We start from the raw sequence: 16713 nt of genomic DNA, 5'->3' as shown, positions 1-16713 counted from the left end.
CCTCCTGCTCAGACGATCCACGGGCAGATCGTGGGCGTGCAGCTGCCGCTCGAGGAGCAGGTCCAGCCGTCCGAGCAGCGCCACGTGTTGCCGTCGCTGAACTTCCAGTGCCAGGAGTCGTAGATGCCCTGCCAGCAGTCGTCCGGACGGTGCAGGAAGTAGCGACCTCTCCCCGGGCCCTGCTTGTGCCAGGCGACCAGGTTGCCCGCACCGGACCGGTAGCGCCAGCAGCAGGACTGGTCCAGGCACATGGGGGAGGGACCGCACTGGATGCCCTGCTCGGTGTGGTCGCTGGCGTAGGTAGCGCACGGTCCGGTGGTGGTGCTGGTCCAGTCCTGGAAGTAGGCCGCCTCGGCCCGCTCGGCGCCCCGGTTCACCCAGGCCAGCGACCCCAGCCCGACCACGGTCCCGGCGCCCAGGACGCGAGTCAGGAAGCCACGCCGGGTGGGCCGGTCGCGCATCCGCTCCCGCAGCCAGGAGGTGTCGGCCTCCGGCAGGTCCTCAAAACGCATCATCGGCTGGTCTCCTCCACGGTGAGCGGGGCGGGGGTGCCGGCCCGGCGGAGCCAGGCACCTAGGTCGGTGTCCTCATCGGGCAGGGTGGCCGCGCGCACCACACCGTCAGGGTCCAGGACAAGCAGGTAGGGCGTGGCCGGGACCGCGAGCCGGTCCAGCAGGTCCCGTCCCTGCGAGACGCAGCAGAGCCGCCGCACACCGTCCGCGTCCGCCGTGGCCGGACCGCAGGACCCGGTCGAGACGATGGTCAGCCCCGCGCGCCCGTCGGCGAGCAGGGGGTCGGCGGCCAGGGCCCCCAGCGTCATCGTGCACGAGCTGCAGCCAGGGGCCACGAAGGCCACCACAGTCAGGTCCGCCCCGTCGTGGCGCACCCGGTCCACGACGTCCATCGGAGCGGTGAAGCCGATCAGCTCGCGGGTCGTCCTGGCCCCCGCGCCGGCGACCGCCCGGGCGCTCGGAGCACCGGTGGTGCCCGGGGCGCCGGTCTCCAGCTGGCGGGTGAGCAGAGAGACCTGGCGCAGCAGGCCGGCCAGCCCGAGGGCCAGCAGCAGGATGGCCACCCAGGCCAGCACCAGGGCGGAGGCGGTGAAGGTCATCGGGCCCCCCTGGCGGGCCGCAGGGTGGTCAGCGCCGTCGGGACCGCACGGGCCGCGGGCAGCGCCGCGGTCGCCAGGGCGAGGGTCAACCCGGCCGCCACGACCACGAAGGCCTGGGCCAGGAGCGGCGCCTCGTCGGTGGGCAGGGCTGACCAGTCCGGCGCACCACCGCTGATGCCGCCAAAAGCCGCGGCGACGGCCAGGGCCAGCAGCACACCGGCGCGGGCGACCGCCCAGTGGGAGACGGGAGTGGTGCCCAGTCCGCAGCCGCAGGGCACGTCCGCAGCTCCCCGGGTGCGGCGCAGGACGAGCGCGAGGTATGCGGTAAAGCCGGCGAGCAGCAGCGCGGCCGCCCCGGCCGCGAGAGGCAGGGCGACGGTCGGGACGGGGCCGAGGGCGCCGCGGCCCAGCACCCCGAGCAGGACGGCGGCGCCGAGCACGAGCTCCACGGGCGGGAGCACGGCGGCGACACCCCGCCGCAACCCGGGCGGCAGCACGTCGTGGGCGGCCAGCGCCGCCTTCGTGCCTCGACGGTCGCGCAGATGGCCGGTGGCGGCGGCTAGCAGGACGAGGCCGACGGCGATAGCTGCGGCTGCGGCGATCAGGCTCATGGGGCCAGCTCCACCAACACCTCGGACAGCGAGGTCAGAACGAGGTCGACCGCCTCGTCCTCGCCGGGCAGGCCGTAGGTGACGAAGTCTCGACTCTCCAGGACGCCGTAGCGGTGGCGTTCCTGCTCACCGGACCGGGTCAGCCGGCCGCCCCGGACCGGCACCCCCGGGCGGTCGCCGTCCAGGCCACCGGTGCGGGCCCTCCGACTGTCCAGCAGATATCCGTAGCCCTCACTCCCGCCACCCTCAGCCGGCGGGGGCAGCTCGACGACCTGGGCGATCGACAGGGTGCGGTAGGGCGACCAGGTCACCCGGCCACCGGGGGTCAGCACCGCACCGAGAGGGTCGGCCTGGACGTCGACGTCGGTCAGGAAGCCGGTGAGGGACTCCAGGTCCACGGTGGGCAGCGTGAAGCCGAAGAGCTGGTGCTCACCCACGTCGATCGCCCAGCCGACTCCCTGCGCCGGGTCTGCGGCATAGCGTCCGTGCCGCAACATCCGTCCACCGCGCAGGGCGACCTCACGGTCCAGGGCGGTCCCGGTGATCTGGAGGAAGAAGGACAGATCGGCTGGGCTTCCGGCGGTGACCTGCATCTCGCCTGCGCCCTCCAGGGCTAGGACGCCCAGGCTGGTGCCGCCGGGCAGGTCGACGGCGTCGGGGACGTCGATGCGCACGGCCTCGCCGTTGAGCAGGCGGTGGGTGGTCTGCATGCTTGTCCTTCGTCGTTGCGTGGTCGTGCCGGTGCTGCGTGGCGCTCGGGGCTGGGCTCAGGTGCGGACCCGCTCAGCCGACCCGCGCGCCGACCTGGTCCATGACCAGCGAGCTGAGGGCGCCCGGCCCCCCGAGCAGGACGCCGCGGGCGGCGTCGAGAGAGGTGATGGCCTGCCTGGCTGCACCGGGCAACGAGGTCGAGCGGGAGAGCACCACCGGCACCCCTTGGCTGCCGGCCCGGGCGGCGCCCACGAGGGCATCGGGGAAGGTGGCGCCGGTGGCGACGTAGACGCGGTTCTGACCGGTCGGGAACTGCCCGGCAACGGCGGCCGAGACCTGGTAGCGGTCGCCCCCCGTGACGCGAGTCACCGCGCCGGAGGTGTGGGAGCGCAGGTCAGTGACGACCCGGTCCTGCACCGCGACCGGTCCGCCGACGACCACGATCCGGCCGGGGTTCAGCCTGGCCACCTCCGTCTCAATCGCCTGGGGCAACTCATGGGGCCTGGTCAACAGCAACGGGGCCCCCTGACGGCCGGCCAGGGCACCGATGGACAAGGCGTCGGGGAAGTCGGCGCCGCTGGCGACGTAGAGGACCGGGACGCCAGGGCGGTAGCTGCGGGCCAGACCGGCCGAGACGTCGTAGCGGTTCTCGCCCTGGACCCGCGTGGTCGTCCCCGCGTAGGCGGAGGCCGCCTGCTCGACGGCGGAGCTGACCGCCCCGGTCCCGCCCAGGACCACGAGCTGCTGGGGGCGCAGCCGCCCCAGCTGGGTCCGGGTGGCGGTGGGCAGGCTGCCCGGGCGGGTGAGCAGCACCGGCGCATCCTGGTGGCCCGCCAGCGCCGATGCGCTCAGGGCGTCCGGGTAGTTGGCCCCCGTCGCGAGATAGGCGACCGGCACCCCCGCGGGGTAGGTCTCGGCGATCCGGGCGGCCGAAGCGTAGCGGTCGGAGCCCGAGATCCGGCTCACCGGCGCAGTCCGGCAGGTGTAGATCTGCAGGTTGTCCACGTCCCACGTGCTCTGCACCCCACCCTTGGTACGGTGCTCGAACCAGGCCCCCAGCCAGCCGTTCTCATCCAGCGTGGCCGCGGTGACGTCGAAGACGCGGCCGGCCCAGCTGCCGGTGGCGGGCACCCGCAGGTCGACGGAGTTGACCTGGGTGCGGGTGTAGGAGGAGTCCGGCTGGGAGCTCTTGGTGGCGAAGGCGAGCATGGTCCGGGTGTTGCGGGTGCCCTGGACATAGGGCAGGAACATGTGGTCGACCGGGTCGGAGGAGTCCACCAGGGCCCGGGCCGCGTAGTTGCCCTCCACGCCGGTGATCCGGTACCAGCCGTTGTTGAACCGCTGCTGCGGGATGACCTCGAAACCCTCCCGGTGCAGCAGTGAAGACCGGGTGGTCCCCTCGGGGCAGGGCGCCTGACCGGCCAGGTCACCCGTCCAGGACACGGCGGTCGCCGAGGCGGCCGGTGCATTGGCGTTGGAGAGGGGGGAGGTGGCAGGACCCGCCTCGGCAGGGACCCCGTCCCCCCCGGCCAGCAGGGTCGCGGCAAGGCTCGCCGCGAGCGTGACGGCCAGGGCTGCGCGCCAGCTGGCGCCGCGTCGGGTGCGGGCCGCAGTCATGGGCATCCCCCGGCGTCAGCGCCCGGCGTTCGCGAGGGAGGCCTCGAACTCGGCGGCGCGCTCCCGCTCAGCCTGCTCCTCAGCCTCCCGGTCGACCTGCTCCTCAGCCTCCCGGTCGACCTGCTCGGTCTCCTCCCGCTCCCGCTGGGCGGCCAGGCCCGGAGGTCCAGGGACGTGGCCGGCCTCGACCGCCGCGGCCTCGACCGCTCTCCACGTCGGGCCGTCGACGACCCCGGTCGCCTCCAGCTCGGCAGCCTGTTGGACCTCGCGGACCGTCTCGGCGGTCAGGGGCCCGAAGTCACCGTCCGCTTCGACGCCCAGGAGCGTCTGCAGGAAGGTCACGGCACCGCCGGCGTAGGTCGGGATCGGGGCGCCGTCCTCGGCATACTGCGGCTCCTGCGACTCGTGGACACCGTCGGGGTCGGCCGCTTGGTCGACGTCGCCCTCCCGCAGCTCCAGATCGCGCAGGTCGATGGTCGGGTGGACGGCCCGCTCCAACAGGGTCCAGGTCAGGGGGGTCACGACCGCTGGCTCCTCGCCGCGGCGCTCTGCCTGGATCTGCAGGACCGGGACGGTGTCCTCCCACTCACGCAGCGCCTGCGCGGTCAGCGGGCCGAAGTCGCCGTCGGGCTCAGCGCCCAGCGCCTCCTGGAGCAGCACGACGGCCGGCCCGGTGTCACCCTCGGTCAGCGTGGTGCGCAGGTAGGGGGTGAACTCGGTCTTCTGCCACTCCTGCGGCAGGACCGCCTGCAGACCGAGCGCGAGGTCGGGCAGCGACAATCCCTGCAGCCCTGCCTGGGTCAGGTCGTCCGGGACCCCCGTAGCGGGCACGTCGTGCTCCAGCTGCCACTGGACCAGGGCGTTACGAGTCTCGTTGTCCAAAACCCCGGTGGCCGGGACGCCCAGCTTCTCCTGCAGGGTGGCCAGCCCCGTGTCGGCGCCGCCCGGCTGCACCTGCGGCAGCCCGGTGAGCGGCGGGAGGACGTCGGCGCTGGGGCAGGCCTGGCGGCGGGGGAAGACGTGCAGGGCGGAGTACTGGCCGGCGATCTCGCACGGGCCCAGGTCGGGCTGGGTCACGGCCACGCCGGTCCACCACGAAGTGTTCATCTGGGCGCCGTCCCAGGTGAAGGCGAAGTGGATGTGGTCGTCGTGAGGGTGCCCGGCGTAGATCTGCCAGCCGTTCCAGCGGTCCCAGACCTGCCGGTTCCAGATGAGGTTCTCGATGCCGAAGCGGGCGGCCATCTCGCCGTCGTTCTCGGTCAGCCACTGCGCCACGGCGTCACCGAGGCGGCGGTCCATGGGGTCGTGGGCGTTCAGCACCCAGTCCAGCGCGCGGCCGTCGTGGTGGAAGCTGTTGTAGGGGACGCAGGGGCGGGAGCCGCTGTAGCCGGGCCGGTCGTAGTGCTCGAAGACCAGCAGCGCGAAGGCGGTGATCCCCGGCCGGTCCTGGGGGTCGCAGGAGAACTGTCGGGTGTAGGGCCCCAGCTCGTCGACCTCGACAGGCAGGAACTCGTTGACCGGCGGGGCGGGCACGGGGTAGGCCTCGTCGGGCGGCAGCGGGCTGAACGTGGTGGGGCCGGCGGCATGTCCGTTGGCGACGAAGCCCCCGACGTAGGTCAGGCCACCCCCGGGCTCGGCCGGCTGGTCGGCGTCCTCGGCCGGCGGCTCGACGTCGTCGGCGGGCGGTTCGACGGGCTCGACCGGAGGGGCGGGCGCGGCCGGTGCCTGACCCTGCTCGGGCGGAGCTTGACCGGTGGCGAGGGCTGCTCCTGACCCACCCATCAGCAATCCGCAGGCCAGCAGCATGCAGATGCCACTTCGTGCGCCCCGCCCCTGGCGACGCACGCCCCCTGATCCTCGCATGCGAACTACCCCTGGTTCCTCGTCGTGGCGCTCCCGCGCCGGCCCGTCATCACTGCGTTGTCCTGCGACCTCGGCCACCCACGTCGGCGACCGGGCCCTCCGACCTTATGTCCCCGCGGCGGTCGACGCTAGGGGGGTCGCGGCTTTCTCGCCAACTCTGGGTGAACAAAGGACCGGTTGGCGCCTCATATGTCCCACCAGTCACTTTTGTCACAGCGGTCCTGTTGGGCCCCATAACTGGTCGGTTACCTTCTCCCCAGCACACATCGATGCCGATGGGTGCCGTGACCCCCAACGAAAAGAGAACCCCATGTCTCAGCGTAGGTTCGCGCCGCCGCGCGCGGCCTTGGCGGCGACAGCAGCCCTGGCCCTGGTGGCCAGTGGCGCCGCCATGGCATCGTCCACCTCCCCCCTACCTCCGGCTGGTGCCTCCGTCCCGGCGGCCCCCGTAAGCCCAGCGGAGGAGGTCACCACTGACCGGATCTCCGGAGCCGACCGCTACCACACGGCGGCGGAGATCTCCCGCGCCTTCCCTGCTGGCACCGACACGGTGATCGTCACCACGGGTCAGAACTTCCCGGACGCCCTGAGCGCAGCCATCCCGATGCCGGTGGCCGAAGCCATAGCGATGGGCACCGCGGGTGCCACTGAGGTCATGGCCCAGTCCCAGATCCCCGTGCTGCTGACCCGGCCTGGGTCGCTGCCCAGCGCGACCGCCTCAGCGCTGCGCGACCTCGCGCCCAGCAGCATCATCGTCGTGGGCGGCGCGCAGGCTGTGTCCGACGAGGTGCTCGAGGAGCTGCGGGTCTACACCGACGACGTCGTACGCATCGCAGGCGACGACCGGTACGCCACGTCGGCCAGCATCGTCGACGCCCACCCCACGGGTGTGCCGGTCCTGTTCGTGGCCACCGGTGACGACTTCCCCGACGCCCTTGCCGGCGGCGCCGTCGCGGGCCGGGACGGGATGCCGTTGCTGCTCACCGCCCCCGACCGCCTCCGGGGCGTCACCGCCGCGGCGATCACCCGACTGGCACCGCAGAGCATCGTGGTGCTCGGCGGTCCCGGTGCCCTGTCCGACGAACGACTCGCGGAGATCGCCGAGCTGGTGCCGGACACCACCCGGGTCCACGGCTCGAACCGGTACGCCACGGCCGCCGCGCTTTCACAGACCTACGAGTTCGACACCGAGGCCCACCTGGCCAGCGGCGCCGACTTCCCCGACGCCCTCACCGGTGGCGCTCTGGCCGCCCACCTCGGCGAGCCGCTCCTGCTCACCCGTCCCGACGGTGCGCCCAACTCCACGATGGCCGCCCTGGACCGCATCTCCCCCCAGGCCATCACCATCTTCGGCGGCCCGATCGCCGTCCAGGGCGCCGTCCTCGACGTGTTGGATGTCGTGCTCCCGGCCTGGGCCGACGAGCTGGTGGTGCAGCTCCTGGCGTTCAACGACTTCCACGGGCACCTGTCCGTCGACCCGGGCGCCCGGCTCACTCCCACCCAGGATCCCGAGCAGCACGCCGTGGGTGGCGCGGTCAACCTCGCGACCACGCTGGACATGCTGCGGGTGCGTTCCTTCCCCGAGCAGTCCCTCACCGTGTCGCCGGGTGACATCATCGGCGGCTCCACCTTTGTGTCGGGCCTGTTCCAGGACGAGCCGGCGGTGGAGGCGATGCACGTCGCCGGCCTGGACGTCGCCAGCGTGGGGAACCACGAGTTCGACGAGGGGGTGGAGGAGCTGCTGCGCATGCAGGACGGCGACTGCCACCCGGAGCTCGGCTGCTTCATCGAGGACGAGCCCTACCAGGGCGCGGACTTCCCGTGGCTGGCGGCCAACGTCGTCTATCGCGACACTGGCGAGCCCATCCTGCCCGCCACCGAGGTCCGCACCGTGGACGGCGTCGATGTGGGCTTCATCGGCCTGACCCTCGAGGGCACACCGAGCCTGGTCAGCCCGGGTGGCGTGGCCTCGATCGAGTTCCTCGAGGAGGTCGAGACCGCAAACGCCTACGCAGCGCACCTGCAGGAGCAGGGTGTGGAGACGATCGTCGTGCTGCTGCACGAAGGTGGGGCCGTCACCGGCGCCTACGACGCCTGCGACGACCTGACCGGGCCCGTCGTCCGGATCGCCGAGGAGCTGGACCCGGCCATCGATGCCGTCATCTCCGGGCACACCCACCAGGCCTATATCTGCTCGGTGCCCGACCCGGCCGGCAACCCCCGACTCGTCACCAGCGCGAACCAGTACGGTCGGGTGGTCAGTGACCTGACCCTCTCCGTCAGCCGGACCACCGGTGATGTCGTGCGCGAGCGCAGCTCCGCCAACAACCACCTCGTGCTTCAGTCCGTCCCGGACCACCCCGAGATGGCCGAGGTCGTCGCGAAGTGGGAGGCACTGGCGGACGTCGTCGCCGGCACGGTCGTCGGCACGATCACCGAGGACATCACCGGTGACGCCGGTGGTGACCGCGGGATCGAGACCCCGATGGCCAACCTGGTCGCGGACTCCATCCTGTGGGGCACCTCAGCCCCGGAGGACGGCGGTGCACAGGTCTCCTTCATGAACGTCGGCGGTGTGCGGGCCAGCCTGCTCTACGACCAGATCAGCAACGAGGAGGAGCCGGGTGAGGTCACCTATCAGGAGGCCTACAACGTCATGCCGTTCGGCAACATCTTGGTCTCCATCGATCTCACCGGCGCCGACATCAAGGCCGTCCTGGAGCAGCAGTACGTGTCTGGCCGGGGCCGACAGTACCTCGCCCTGGGCGTCAGCGAAGGCTTCACCTACACCTGGGACGACTCGCAGCCCGAGGGCAGCAAGGTCGGCAACATGGAGCTGGACGGCGAGCCGATCGACCCGGAGGCAACGTACCGGGTCTCCACGCTGAACTTCCTGGCCGAGGGTGGCGACGACTTCGCCGCCTTCACCAACGGCACCGACCTGCTGGGCGGCCCGGAGGACCTGGCCAACCTGGTCGGCTACCTGGGCGCAAACCCGGGTCTGACCGCCCCGGACACCCGTCGCCAGGAGATCACCCCCGAGCCGTAAGGTTCCGGGCCAAGGTCGGTCCCGCTGACCGGGCCCACCCTGACGCCACCACAAGAGCCCGCCACCGCACCCAGCGGTGGCGGGCTCTCTGCGTCCCTGAGACCTGGTCCCCCTGTCAGGTCAGGCCTGGCTGTCGTCGCGGGTGCGCTGGGGAAGGAGAAAGACGATCAGCAGGCCCACGACGCAGAGGGCGGCGAAGGCGGCGGCATAGCCGACCACCGTGCTCTCCAGGTCCCCGGTGAAGCGGCCCCAGGACACCCATGACAGGCCCCAGACGACCGCGGCAGCCAGCGCGGCGCGGAAGACGGGCTGACGGGTGCGGCTGAGCAGGAAGGCGACCAGCCCAACCACGACGAGCAGCACCGCGGCCGTGGTGATCGTCGATGCGGTGCCGTCCTCGGGCACCCCCAGCCCCACCAGCCAGGAGGCGACGTTGGCGCAGGTCGCCACGCAGATCCAGCCCAGGTAGAGCCCGAAGGTCAGCGAGACGAAGACCGCCGGGGCCCACCCTTCCGACGACAGGGTGGCCGTGCGCGCCAGGACGAACCCCAGCGACGCCGCGATGCCGAGGATGACGAGTACCGAGACCAGCACCCAGTCGGCGAAGACCACCATCAGCCAGATCCCGTTCAGCGCGATGGAGACCGCCGCGGGGAGCCGGGTCACCGCCGCCCACCGTGAGTCGGCGGCCACCCACTGCCAGATGACGTAGGCGCCGAGCAGGACGTAGATCACCGACCAGATCGAGAACGCGGGACCGTCCGGGGCGATCAGGGTCGTGCTGTCGGTGAACAGCCCGTCCCCCTGGTCGCTGACCCCGTCATCGGTGCCGATGAGGCCGGTGCCCAAGAGTGTCCCCACGAGCCACACCACGGCAGCCACCGACACCAGGATCTGGTCGCGGCGCAGGGTCGACGGGCGGGACGCGGGCGGTGACGAGGCCGAGGCATGGCGTGTGCTCATCCGGCCACGCTAGCCAGACCGGCGGCCGCCTTCGCGGTGTACCGCACCCGGGCCGGGGGCCTCAGAGATTCTCGTCGACGAACTGCCGCGCCACGTCCGCGGGTGCTTGTCCGTCGCTGAGGACCTCAACCATCATCGCGGTGAGGTTCTCCGTCGTGAGGGCCGCGGAGACCGCGTCCAGAGTCTGCTCCACCGTCTCGTCGACGACGTCGGCGGAGGCCAGTGGCACGACGTTCTGGGCGGCGAAGAGGCTCTCCGGGTCCTCCAGAACCACGAAGCCGTTCTCCTCGATCGCCGGGTCGGTGGTAAAGATGTTGGCGGCGTCGACCTGACCGCTGGCCAGGGACTGCACGCTCAGCGTCCCGCCGGCCGACAGCGAGCGGAAGGAGCCGAAGACCACGCCGTAGACGCCCTCCAGCCCGGCCACCCCGTTGGGCCTCGACTCGAACTCCGGCGGGCCGCCCAGCGACATCTCCCCGGCCACGTCCACCAGGTCACCGATCTGGTTCAACCCGTGCTCCTGCGCGGTCTGCTCGGTGACGACGATCGCGTCCTTGTTCTCGGCCTCGCTGTGCTCCAGCAGCATCAGGCCCTCGGGCAGGTTCTCCTCGACGTCGGCTCGGACGTCCTGCGTGGAGGTCGCGGTGATCTCCGGGTTGAGCCACGTGCCCAGGCCGCCGAGGTACTCCGGGATGAGGTCGATCGAGCCGTCCTGCAGACCGGGCAGGTAGGTCTCGCGGCTGCCAATATTGAGCCGGGTGTCGACCTCGACGCCCGCGTCGGACAGAGCGGCCGCGTAGATCTCCGCGAGCAGCTCGTTCTCCGCAAAGTTGGCCGAGCCGATCGTGACGGTCCCTGCCTCACCGGTCGCCGGCTCACCGGGCGAGGCACCGTCCTCGGCACCTGCGGTGCCCTCGCCGCCGTCGGTGCCGTTGCCGGTGCCGGGGTCGGCGTCCGGGTCGAGGGGGTCATCACCGCCCCCGCAGCTGGCCAACCCGAGGGCTGCGGTCAGGGTCAGGGCAGTGATCGTGGTGCGGCGCATGGCGTCCTCCTGGTGGGCGGCCTCCACGGTGACACGGGTGCAGGGTCGCGCGCCACCGGGAGGCTTCGGCTCAGCCCGGTCGTGCCCGCAGTCCCGGTGAGACCGCCAGCCGCTGCACGCCCGCGAGCACCAAGTCGACGACCAGCGCGAGCGCGGCGACGGTGAGAGCACCGCCTGCCATCTCCTCGTAGCGGCGCGCGGCCTGGCCGTCGATGAGGAACCGGCCCAGCCCGCCGACCCCGACCACCGCCGCGATCGTCGCGGTGGCGATGATCTGCATCATCGCCGACCGGACGCCGGAGAGCAGCAGCGGCAGCGCGGCAGGGAGCTCGACCTGGCGGAGCACCTGAGTCCCGGTCATGCCGACCCCGCGGGCGGCGTCCCGGGCCGCCGGGTCCACGGACTCGACGCCGGCGTAGGTGCCGGACAGGATCGGGGGGACCGCGAGCAGGACGAGGACGATGACGACCGGCGCCTCGAAGGCCAGTTCGCCGCGCAGCCGCGGCAGCAGGAGCATGATCGCGATGAAGAGCACGCCCAGGCTGGGGATGGCGCGGAAGGCCCCGGCCAGGTTGATCGCCAGCCAGCGCCCGCGACCGGTGTGCCCGATGTAGAGGCCGACGGGGACCGCCACCGCCGCCGCGAGCAGCAGGGAGACCAGCGAGATCCGCAGGTGGGTCCCGGTCTGGGCGAGGATCCCGCCGGGACCGGTCCACGACCCCGGGTCGGTCAGCCACTGCCAGGTCAGCTCGATCATCGGGCCGCCCGCAGCCAGGGGGTCAGCAGCCGTGATCCCAGCGTGATCGTCAGGTCCAGCGCCAGCGCCAGCGCCACGCTGGCCACGACACCCACCACGATCGGCTCCAGGGTGTTGCGGCTGAAGCCCTGGGTGAACAGGCTGCCCAGCTGGCTGACCCCGATGAGTGCGGCGACCGAGACCATGGAGACGTTGCTCACCGCCGCGACCCGAAGCCCCGCTGTGAGGACGGGGACGGCGAGCGGCAGGTCGACGACCAGTGTGCGCCGCAGCTCGCCGTAGCCCATGGCGGTCGCCGCCTGCCGGGTCACCGAGGGCACCGAGGCGAACCCGTCGGCGACGGTCCGGGTCAGCAGCGCGACCGTGTAGACAGTCAGCGCGATGAGCACATTGGAGTCGTCCAGGATCCGGGCGCCGGTGATGAGCGGCAGGATGATGAACAACGCCAGGGAGGGGACCGTGTAGAGCAGTCCGGTGCCGGCAAGGAGGGTGGGGGCTGCCCAGCGGTAGCGGGCCGCTGCCCAACCCAGCGGCAGCGCGATGAGCAACCCGCAGAGCAGGGGCACCACGGCCAGATAGAGGTGGCGCAAGGTGAGGTCCAGCAGGGTGGACCAGGCGACCCCGCCGATCACCGCCGTGGACTCCTGCCCAGGGCGGCGAGGATGTCGTCGGCGCCGACCACACCGGCCAGCCGTCCCTCCGCGTCGACGACCACGCCCTGACCGCTGGGGGAGGACAGGGCGGCGTCCAGGAGCAGCCGGGCGCTGTCCCCGACCCGGGCGACGTTGCCGAACCGCTCCACCCGGTCCTCCCGCACGGGCCCACCCCAGCCAGTGGCCTCCACCCAGCCCAGGGGCATCCCCTCAGCGTCGGTGACCAGCACCCAGCCGGCGCCGGCGCGCACGCTGGCCCCCAGCCGCACCGTGTCGACCGGCTGCGGCGCCACCTGCACCTGGGTGAAGCCCAGCGCCCGGTAGCCCCGGTCCTTGCCGACGAAGCCGGCCACGAAGTCGTCGGCCGGGTGGGCGAGCAGCTCCCCCGGGCTGGCCAGCTGGGCGAGCCGCCCACCCTGGCGCAGCACGGCGACCTCGTCGCCCAGCAGGAGGGCCTCGTCGATGTCGTGGGTGACCAGCAGGATGGTGATGCCCAGCTCGCGCTGGAGCCGGCGGACCTCCTCCTGCAGATCGGCCCGGACGACGGGGTCGACCGCGCTGAACGGTTCGTCCATGAGCACGACCTCCGGGTCACTGGCCAGCGCCCGGGCCACCCCGACCCGCTGCTGCTGGCCGCCGGAGAGCTGAGCGGGGTAGCGGCGGGCCTGGTCCGCCGTGAGCCCCACCGTCTCGATGGCGGTCATCGCCGCCTCGCGAGCGCGGGCGCGGTCCCAGCCGAGCAGCCGGGGCACAGTCATGACGTTGGCCAGGACCGTGCGGTGCGGGAAGAGACCGGCATGCTGGATGACGTAGCCGATCGAGCGCCGCAGCTGCGCGGGGTCGCCCCGTGAAACGTCCTCATCGTCGATGAGGATGCGGCCCTCTGTGGGCTCGACCATCCGGTTGACCATCCGCAGGCTGGTGGTCTTGCCGCAACCGGAGGGCCCGACCAGGCAGGTGATACCGCCCCTGCGCACCTCCAGGCTGAGGTCGTCCACGGCGACCGTCGAGCCGTAGCGCTTGGTCACTCCGTCGAAGCGGATCATCGGCTCACCCTACGGCCGGCCCTGCCGCCACCGCTCCAGCACGACCTCGGGCTGCACCGGCTCGACCCAGTCCTGGGGCAGCCACGCCGGCGGCATCGGCTCGCCGTGCAGGTGGTGCCGGCCCTTGTGCCGGCGGGCGGTGACCCGCACGCCGGAGGTGCCCTGGTCCACCAGGGGCGACCGTGGCAAGGACACCGCGCCGGTCAGGTCGAGGGGGTAGGCCGTCCACGGCACCCTGGTCACCGCCACCGGCCGGGTCACCTCGACCGTGGCGCGGGCCCGGGCCAGGACCGCCGTGTCCGGGGAGCCCGGGTGCACGCGCGGGTCGGCAACCTCCGGCGGGAGGGCGGACGGTCCCGCCCAAACGCCGACATCCCCGAGCCGCAGCAGCGCCTCGACCACCACGACGACCTGTCCGGGTGTCCACCCCTTCGTCCGGACCACGGCCACCACGTCCGGCTGGGGGTGCGTCCATCCCCGGCCCCGGACCAGGGGGTGCGGCAGCAGGGGCGAGAGCCGCAGGGTCTCGGCGTTCTTGACCACGGCCACCTGCTCGGCCCGCCCGGCGAGGTCCGGCCCGTCGTGCCAGGCGACGGCCTCGGGCACGTGGCACAGGTCGGCGCCGGCGAGCCAGCATCGCCAGGCCAGCTCCCAGTCCTCCCCGCCATAACCGGTCAGGCCCTCCTCGAACCCACCGGCCGCATCCCAGACCGGCCGGGTCAGTGCCATCACCGCGGAGATGACGAACCGGAAGGAGCCGTCGTCGGCGGCCCTCAGGTGGTCGCTCGCGCGGTAGCCCTGGTCCAGCCAGGCGGGCTCGGGCAGCTCGTCCTCCGGCGGCGGGGGCCAGGCTCCCGTCAGGTGCGCATGCCGGCGCCGGCCCAGGGCCAGGGTCGGAGCCTGCAGGCAGGTCCGTTGCAGCGCGGCGACGTAGGTGTCCTCGGGGACGGTGTCACCATCCAGGAAGCACAGCACCCGGCCGTGACTGTGCCGCGCACCCAGGTTGCGGGCCGCCGACGCCCGGAACCCGTCGCGGTGCTGACGGACCACCCGGATCGACCGGACCGCGCCCGCGTCTACGCCCCGGTCGAGGGCGTCAAGGTCAACACCGGGGCCGGCACCGACGTCGGGCGGCTCCGGGGAGCCGTCGTCCGCGACGACCACCTCGAGGTCACCGACCACACCGGTCTGTGCCTGCAGGCGGGCCAGGATGAGATCGAGCAGGCGCTGGTCGCGGTAGTAGGGGACGACCACCGACACGGCCGGCCGGGTCGCCACCTCGTGCAGCGCGGACGCTGCCTGCGCCCAGCTCGGCCCGAGCGGCGTCCCGTCACGAAGGACGGTCGTCACCGGGTCGGCCAGTGCGTCGGCGACCGCGCGGGCCAGGTCGGGGGGCCGGACCAGCCGGACGGCGCCGGGCAACCGGCGCGCCAGCTCCTCGGCGTAGCGGGAGGTGAGCACCAGGGGTCGCCGGCCCGCGGCGAGCCAGGTCGCGACCGAGCCGGAGGCCGAGACGTGTCGGTGGGCGGCGACGGGCACCGTGGCCGCGGAGGTGGCGACCAGCCGGGGCAGGTCGGCGTCGTCCACCCAGCCGCTGGTGGACCAGGTGACCCCGGCCGCCGCGGCGCGCGCCTGCAGCTGCCCGAGCAGATCCTCATGACCCTCGGAGGCCCGACCGAGGTTGCGCACCTCGATCCGGCGGCCGGCGAGCCTGGGGTCGCGGGCGGCGAGCGCCGCCGCGTCCACCACCTCCTCCAGCCCCTTGCCCGGGTAGACGAAACCCAGCGTCACCACGGTGAGCACCCCGGGCTCGCCAGGGTCGGGGTCCTCCCAGCCCTGCGCCGCGGCGCGCTCGATGGGCAGGGGCACCACCCGGGTGCGGGACAGGACCGCCTCGGCCTGGAGAGGACAGGCCCAGCGCAGGACGGCGGCGAGCAGCAGCCACTCGTGGCGGCTGGCGACAACCACTTCGTCGGCGGAGGCGGCCAGCGTCGCGTAGAGGCGGGAGCGGGCCGGGCGGGATCGCCCGTCGGAGCGTTGCGGCAGGTCGTGCAGGACGGCAGTGAGCCGGGCGACCCCCCCGATGAGCCGGCGCCAGGTGGTGACAGCAGCCTCCGCGTCGCCGGCGACCAGCCGGTCGGTCACCTGCACCACGGCCACCCGGCCGGCCAGGGCCCCGTCCTCGAGCTCGTCCAGCCGCCGGCAGCGCAGCAGCTCGACATCCTGACCGTGGACGGCCGCGAGGTGGTGGTGCAGTCCGAGCCCGTGCCTGGTCACCCCGTGCTGCGCCGGCCCGGGCACCACGTGCAGCAGCGGGTGTCGCAGGCGGGTCACGGCCTCCATCCAAGGTGGCGCAGCACGGCACCCTTCTTCGCCAGGCCGACCTCCACGACGCGGGGGTGGGCTGCGTAGAACTCCTCGTGGGCCGCGGCCACCTCCTCGTCGCTGACCTGCTCGCCCCGGACCACCCAACCGGTGCGCGCTGCGGAGGGGTCGTGGCCCAGGGCGTCTAGCACCTCGGGCCGCAGCGGGGTCATCACCTCCGAGAGCAGAACCCGCCCGGGGTCGCAGACCTCACCTCCGGCGCCGACCTCGTCGATCACCCGCTGGGCCAGCGCCAGCAGCACCGGGTTGCCGGGATGGTCCACCGTCCAACCCGCCTCCGCCCCCGTGCTGCGCACCACGTCGCTGATCACCAGGGACCCCTGCTCGCCCTCCCGCCGCTCCAGCTCGGCGATGGAGGCCTCCGCGCCCGCGCGCACCGCCGTCGTCGGCATCTCGGCGGGCCCGCTCCAGCCGGCGGCCTTCCCGAGCCGCCGAACGTCGTGGTAGGGCACGAGCGGGGGGTCGCTCACCCCGGGGTCCTCGTGGCGGACCAGCACCTGCTCGGGGTAGAGCGCGGTGGAGAAGTAGTTCGGGATGAGCACGACCCGGGCGCCGCCTCGCAGCCGGGCCGCGACCTGGCGGGTCCCGAGCGGCAGATCGCGATACCCCTCGGCCACGGACTGGGCGACCAGCACGTCGGCCCATCCCAGCAGACGGTCCAGCTGCGGCAGGTCCTGGAGGGTCAGCTCGTGCACCGGAGGCATCCGCACCGACTGCACCGTCCCGGCCGAGGCCAGGCTGACCCGCAGGGCCTCGGCCTGACAGTTGCCGTAGACGAGGACCCGGGGCCCGGGGGCGTCATCCCGGCCGGCCCCGGTGCCCGCGGCGGCGGACCGAGTGCCCGGGAGCCGCTCCAGCCCGTAGAACGCGCCGTAGTGCCGCATGCGCCGGTCAGGGGCCATGGC

The 16713-nt window shown here is 73.0% G+C and carries 14 protein-coding genes; 1 reads left to right on the top strand and 13 read right to left on the bottom strand.

Annotation, left to right across the window (positions count from 1 at the left end):
• Nucleotides 1-8: 8 nt before the first annotated feature.
• The 6 genes from FY030_RS00590 to FY030_RS00565 all read right to left on the bottom strand — a co-directional run bounded on the left by FY030_RS00590 (nucleotide 9) and on the right by FY030_RS00565 (nucleotide 5856).
• Entirely contained in the window at nucleotides 9-515 is a 507-nt protein-coding gene (locus FY030_RS00590) for a twin-arginine translocation signal domain-containing protein (protein WP_158059816.1), read from the bottom strand.
• On the bottom strand, nucleotides 512-1111 hold the full coding sequence (locus tag FY030_RS00585; protein ID WP_158059815.1) for a hypothetical protein: 600 nt from the start codon (nucleotides 1109-1111) through the stop codon (nucleotides 512-514). Before FY030_RS00585 ends, FY030_RS00590 begins: the two co-directional genes overlap by 4 nt.
• Entirely contained in the window at nucleotides 1108-1722 is a 615-nt protein-coding gene (locus FY030_RS00580) for a MauE/DoxX family redox-associated membrane protein (RefSeq protein WP_158059814.1), read from the bottom strand. Before FY030_RS00580 ends, FY030_RS00585 begins: the two co-directional genes overlap by 4 nt.
• Nucleotides 1719-2432, bottom strand: coding sequence for a hypothetical protein (locus FY030_RS00575; RefSeq protein ID WP_158059813.1), 714 nt, complete (start codon nucleotides 2430-2432; stop codon nucleotides 1719-1721). The genes FY030_RS00580 and FY030_RS00575 overlap by 4 nt, the downstream gene beginning before the upstream one ends.
• Nucleotides 2433-2505: 73 nt before the next feature.
• Entirely contained in the window at nucleotides 2506-4050 is a 1545-nt protein-coding gene (locus FY030_RS00570; RefSeq protein ID WP_192498666.1) for a cell wall-binding repeat-containing protein, read from the bottom strand.
• Nucleotides 4051-4065: 15 nt separating this feature from the next.
• The gene (locus FY030_RS00565) at nucleotides 4066-5856 is read right to left on the bottom strand and encodes a peptidoglycan-binding domain-containing protein (protein ID WP_192498665.1); all 1791 of its coding nucleotides are present in this window, start codon (nucleotides 5854-5856) and stop codon (nucleotides 4066-4068) included.
• 367 nt (nucleotides 5857-6223) lie between these two features.
• On the opposite strand from FY030_RS00565, the gene FY030_RS00560 reads away from it, so the two are divergent.
• Nucleotides 6224-8962, top strand: coding sequence for a cell wall-binding repeat-containing protein (locus tag FY030_RS00560; protein WP_192498664.1), 2739 nt, complete (start codon nucleotides 6224-6226; stop codon nucleotides 8960-8962).
• A gap of 120 nt (nucleotides 8963-9082) precedes the next feature.
• Here the strand turns inward: FY030_RS00560 and FY030_RS00555 are convergent, their stop codons facing one another.
• From FY030_RS00555 to FY030_RS00525, 7 genes are all read right to left on the bottom strand, one after another.
• Nucleotides 9083-9925 (bottom strand): TspO/MBR family protein, encoded by an 843-nt coding sequence (locus FY030_RS00555; RefSeq protein WP_158059809.1) that lies wholly within the window; start codon nucleotides 9923-9925, stop codon nucleotides 9083-9085.
• A gap of 61 nt (nucleotides 9926-9986) precedes the next feature.
• On the bottom strand, nucleotides 9987-10994 hold the full coding sequence (locus tag FY030_RS00550) for an ABC transporter substrate-binding protein (RefSeq protein ID WP_238348483.1): 1008 nt from the start codon (nucleotides 10992-10994) through the stop codon (nucleotides 9987-9989).
• Nucleotides 10995-11037: 43 nt separating this feature from the next.
• The gene (locus FY030_RS00545; RefSeq protein ID WP_158059808.1) at nucleotides 11038-11724 is read right to left on the bottom strand and encodes an ABC transporter permease; all 687 of its coding nucleotides are present in this window, start codon (nucleotides 11722-11724) and stop codon (nucleotides 11038-11040) included.
• Entirely contained in the window at nucleotides 11721-12356 is a 636-nt protein-coding gene (locus FY030_RS00540) for an ABC transporter permease (RefSeq protein ID WP_158059807.1), read from the bottom strand. The genes FY030_RS00545 and FY030_RS00540 overlap by 4 nt, the downstream gene beginning before the upstream one ends.
• Nucleotides 12353-13423 carry an ABC transporter ATP-binding protein gene (locus tag FY030_RS00535; protein WP_158059806.1) on the bottom strand — a complete coding sequence of 357 codons (1071 nt, stop codon included), beginning with the start codon at nucleotides 13421-13423 and terminating at the stop codon, nucleotides 12353-12355. The genes FY030_RS00540 and FY030_RS00535 overlap by 4 nt, the downstream gene beginning before the upstream one ends.
• Nucleotides 13424-13432: 9 nt before the next feature.
• Nucleotides 13433-15757, bottom strand: a complete 2325-nt coding sequence (locus FY030_RS00530; RefSeq protein ID WP_158059805.1) for a glycosyltransferase — start codon at nucleotides 15755-15757, stop codon at nucleotides 13433-13435.
• A complete protein-coding gene (locus tag FY030_RS00525) occupies nucleotides 15754-16710 on the bottom strand; it encodes a WcbI family polysaccharide biosynthesis putative acetyltransferase (RefSeq protein ID WP_158059804.1) in 957 nt (318 codons plus the stop codon). The genes FY030_RS00530 and FY030_RS00525 overlap by 4 nt, the downstream gene beginning before the upstream one ends.
• Nucleotides 16711-16713 lie beyond the last annotated feature (3 nt).

This window comes from Ornithinimicrobium pratense (genome assembly GCF_008843165.1).
Classification (GTDB): domain Bacteria; phylum Actinomycetota; class Actinomycetes; order Actinomycetales; family Dermatophilaceae; genus Ornithinicoccus; species Ornithinicoccus pratensis.
This window is presented reverse-complemented; position numbering and strand designations above follow the sequence as displayed.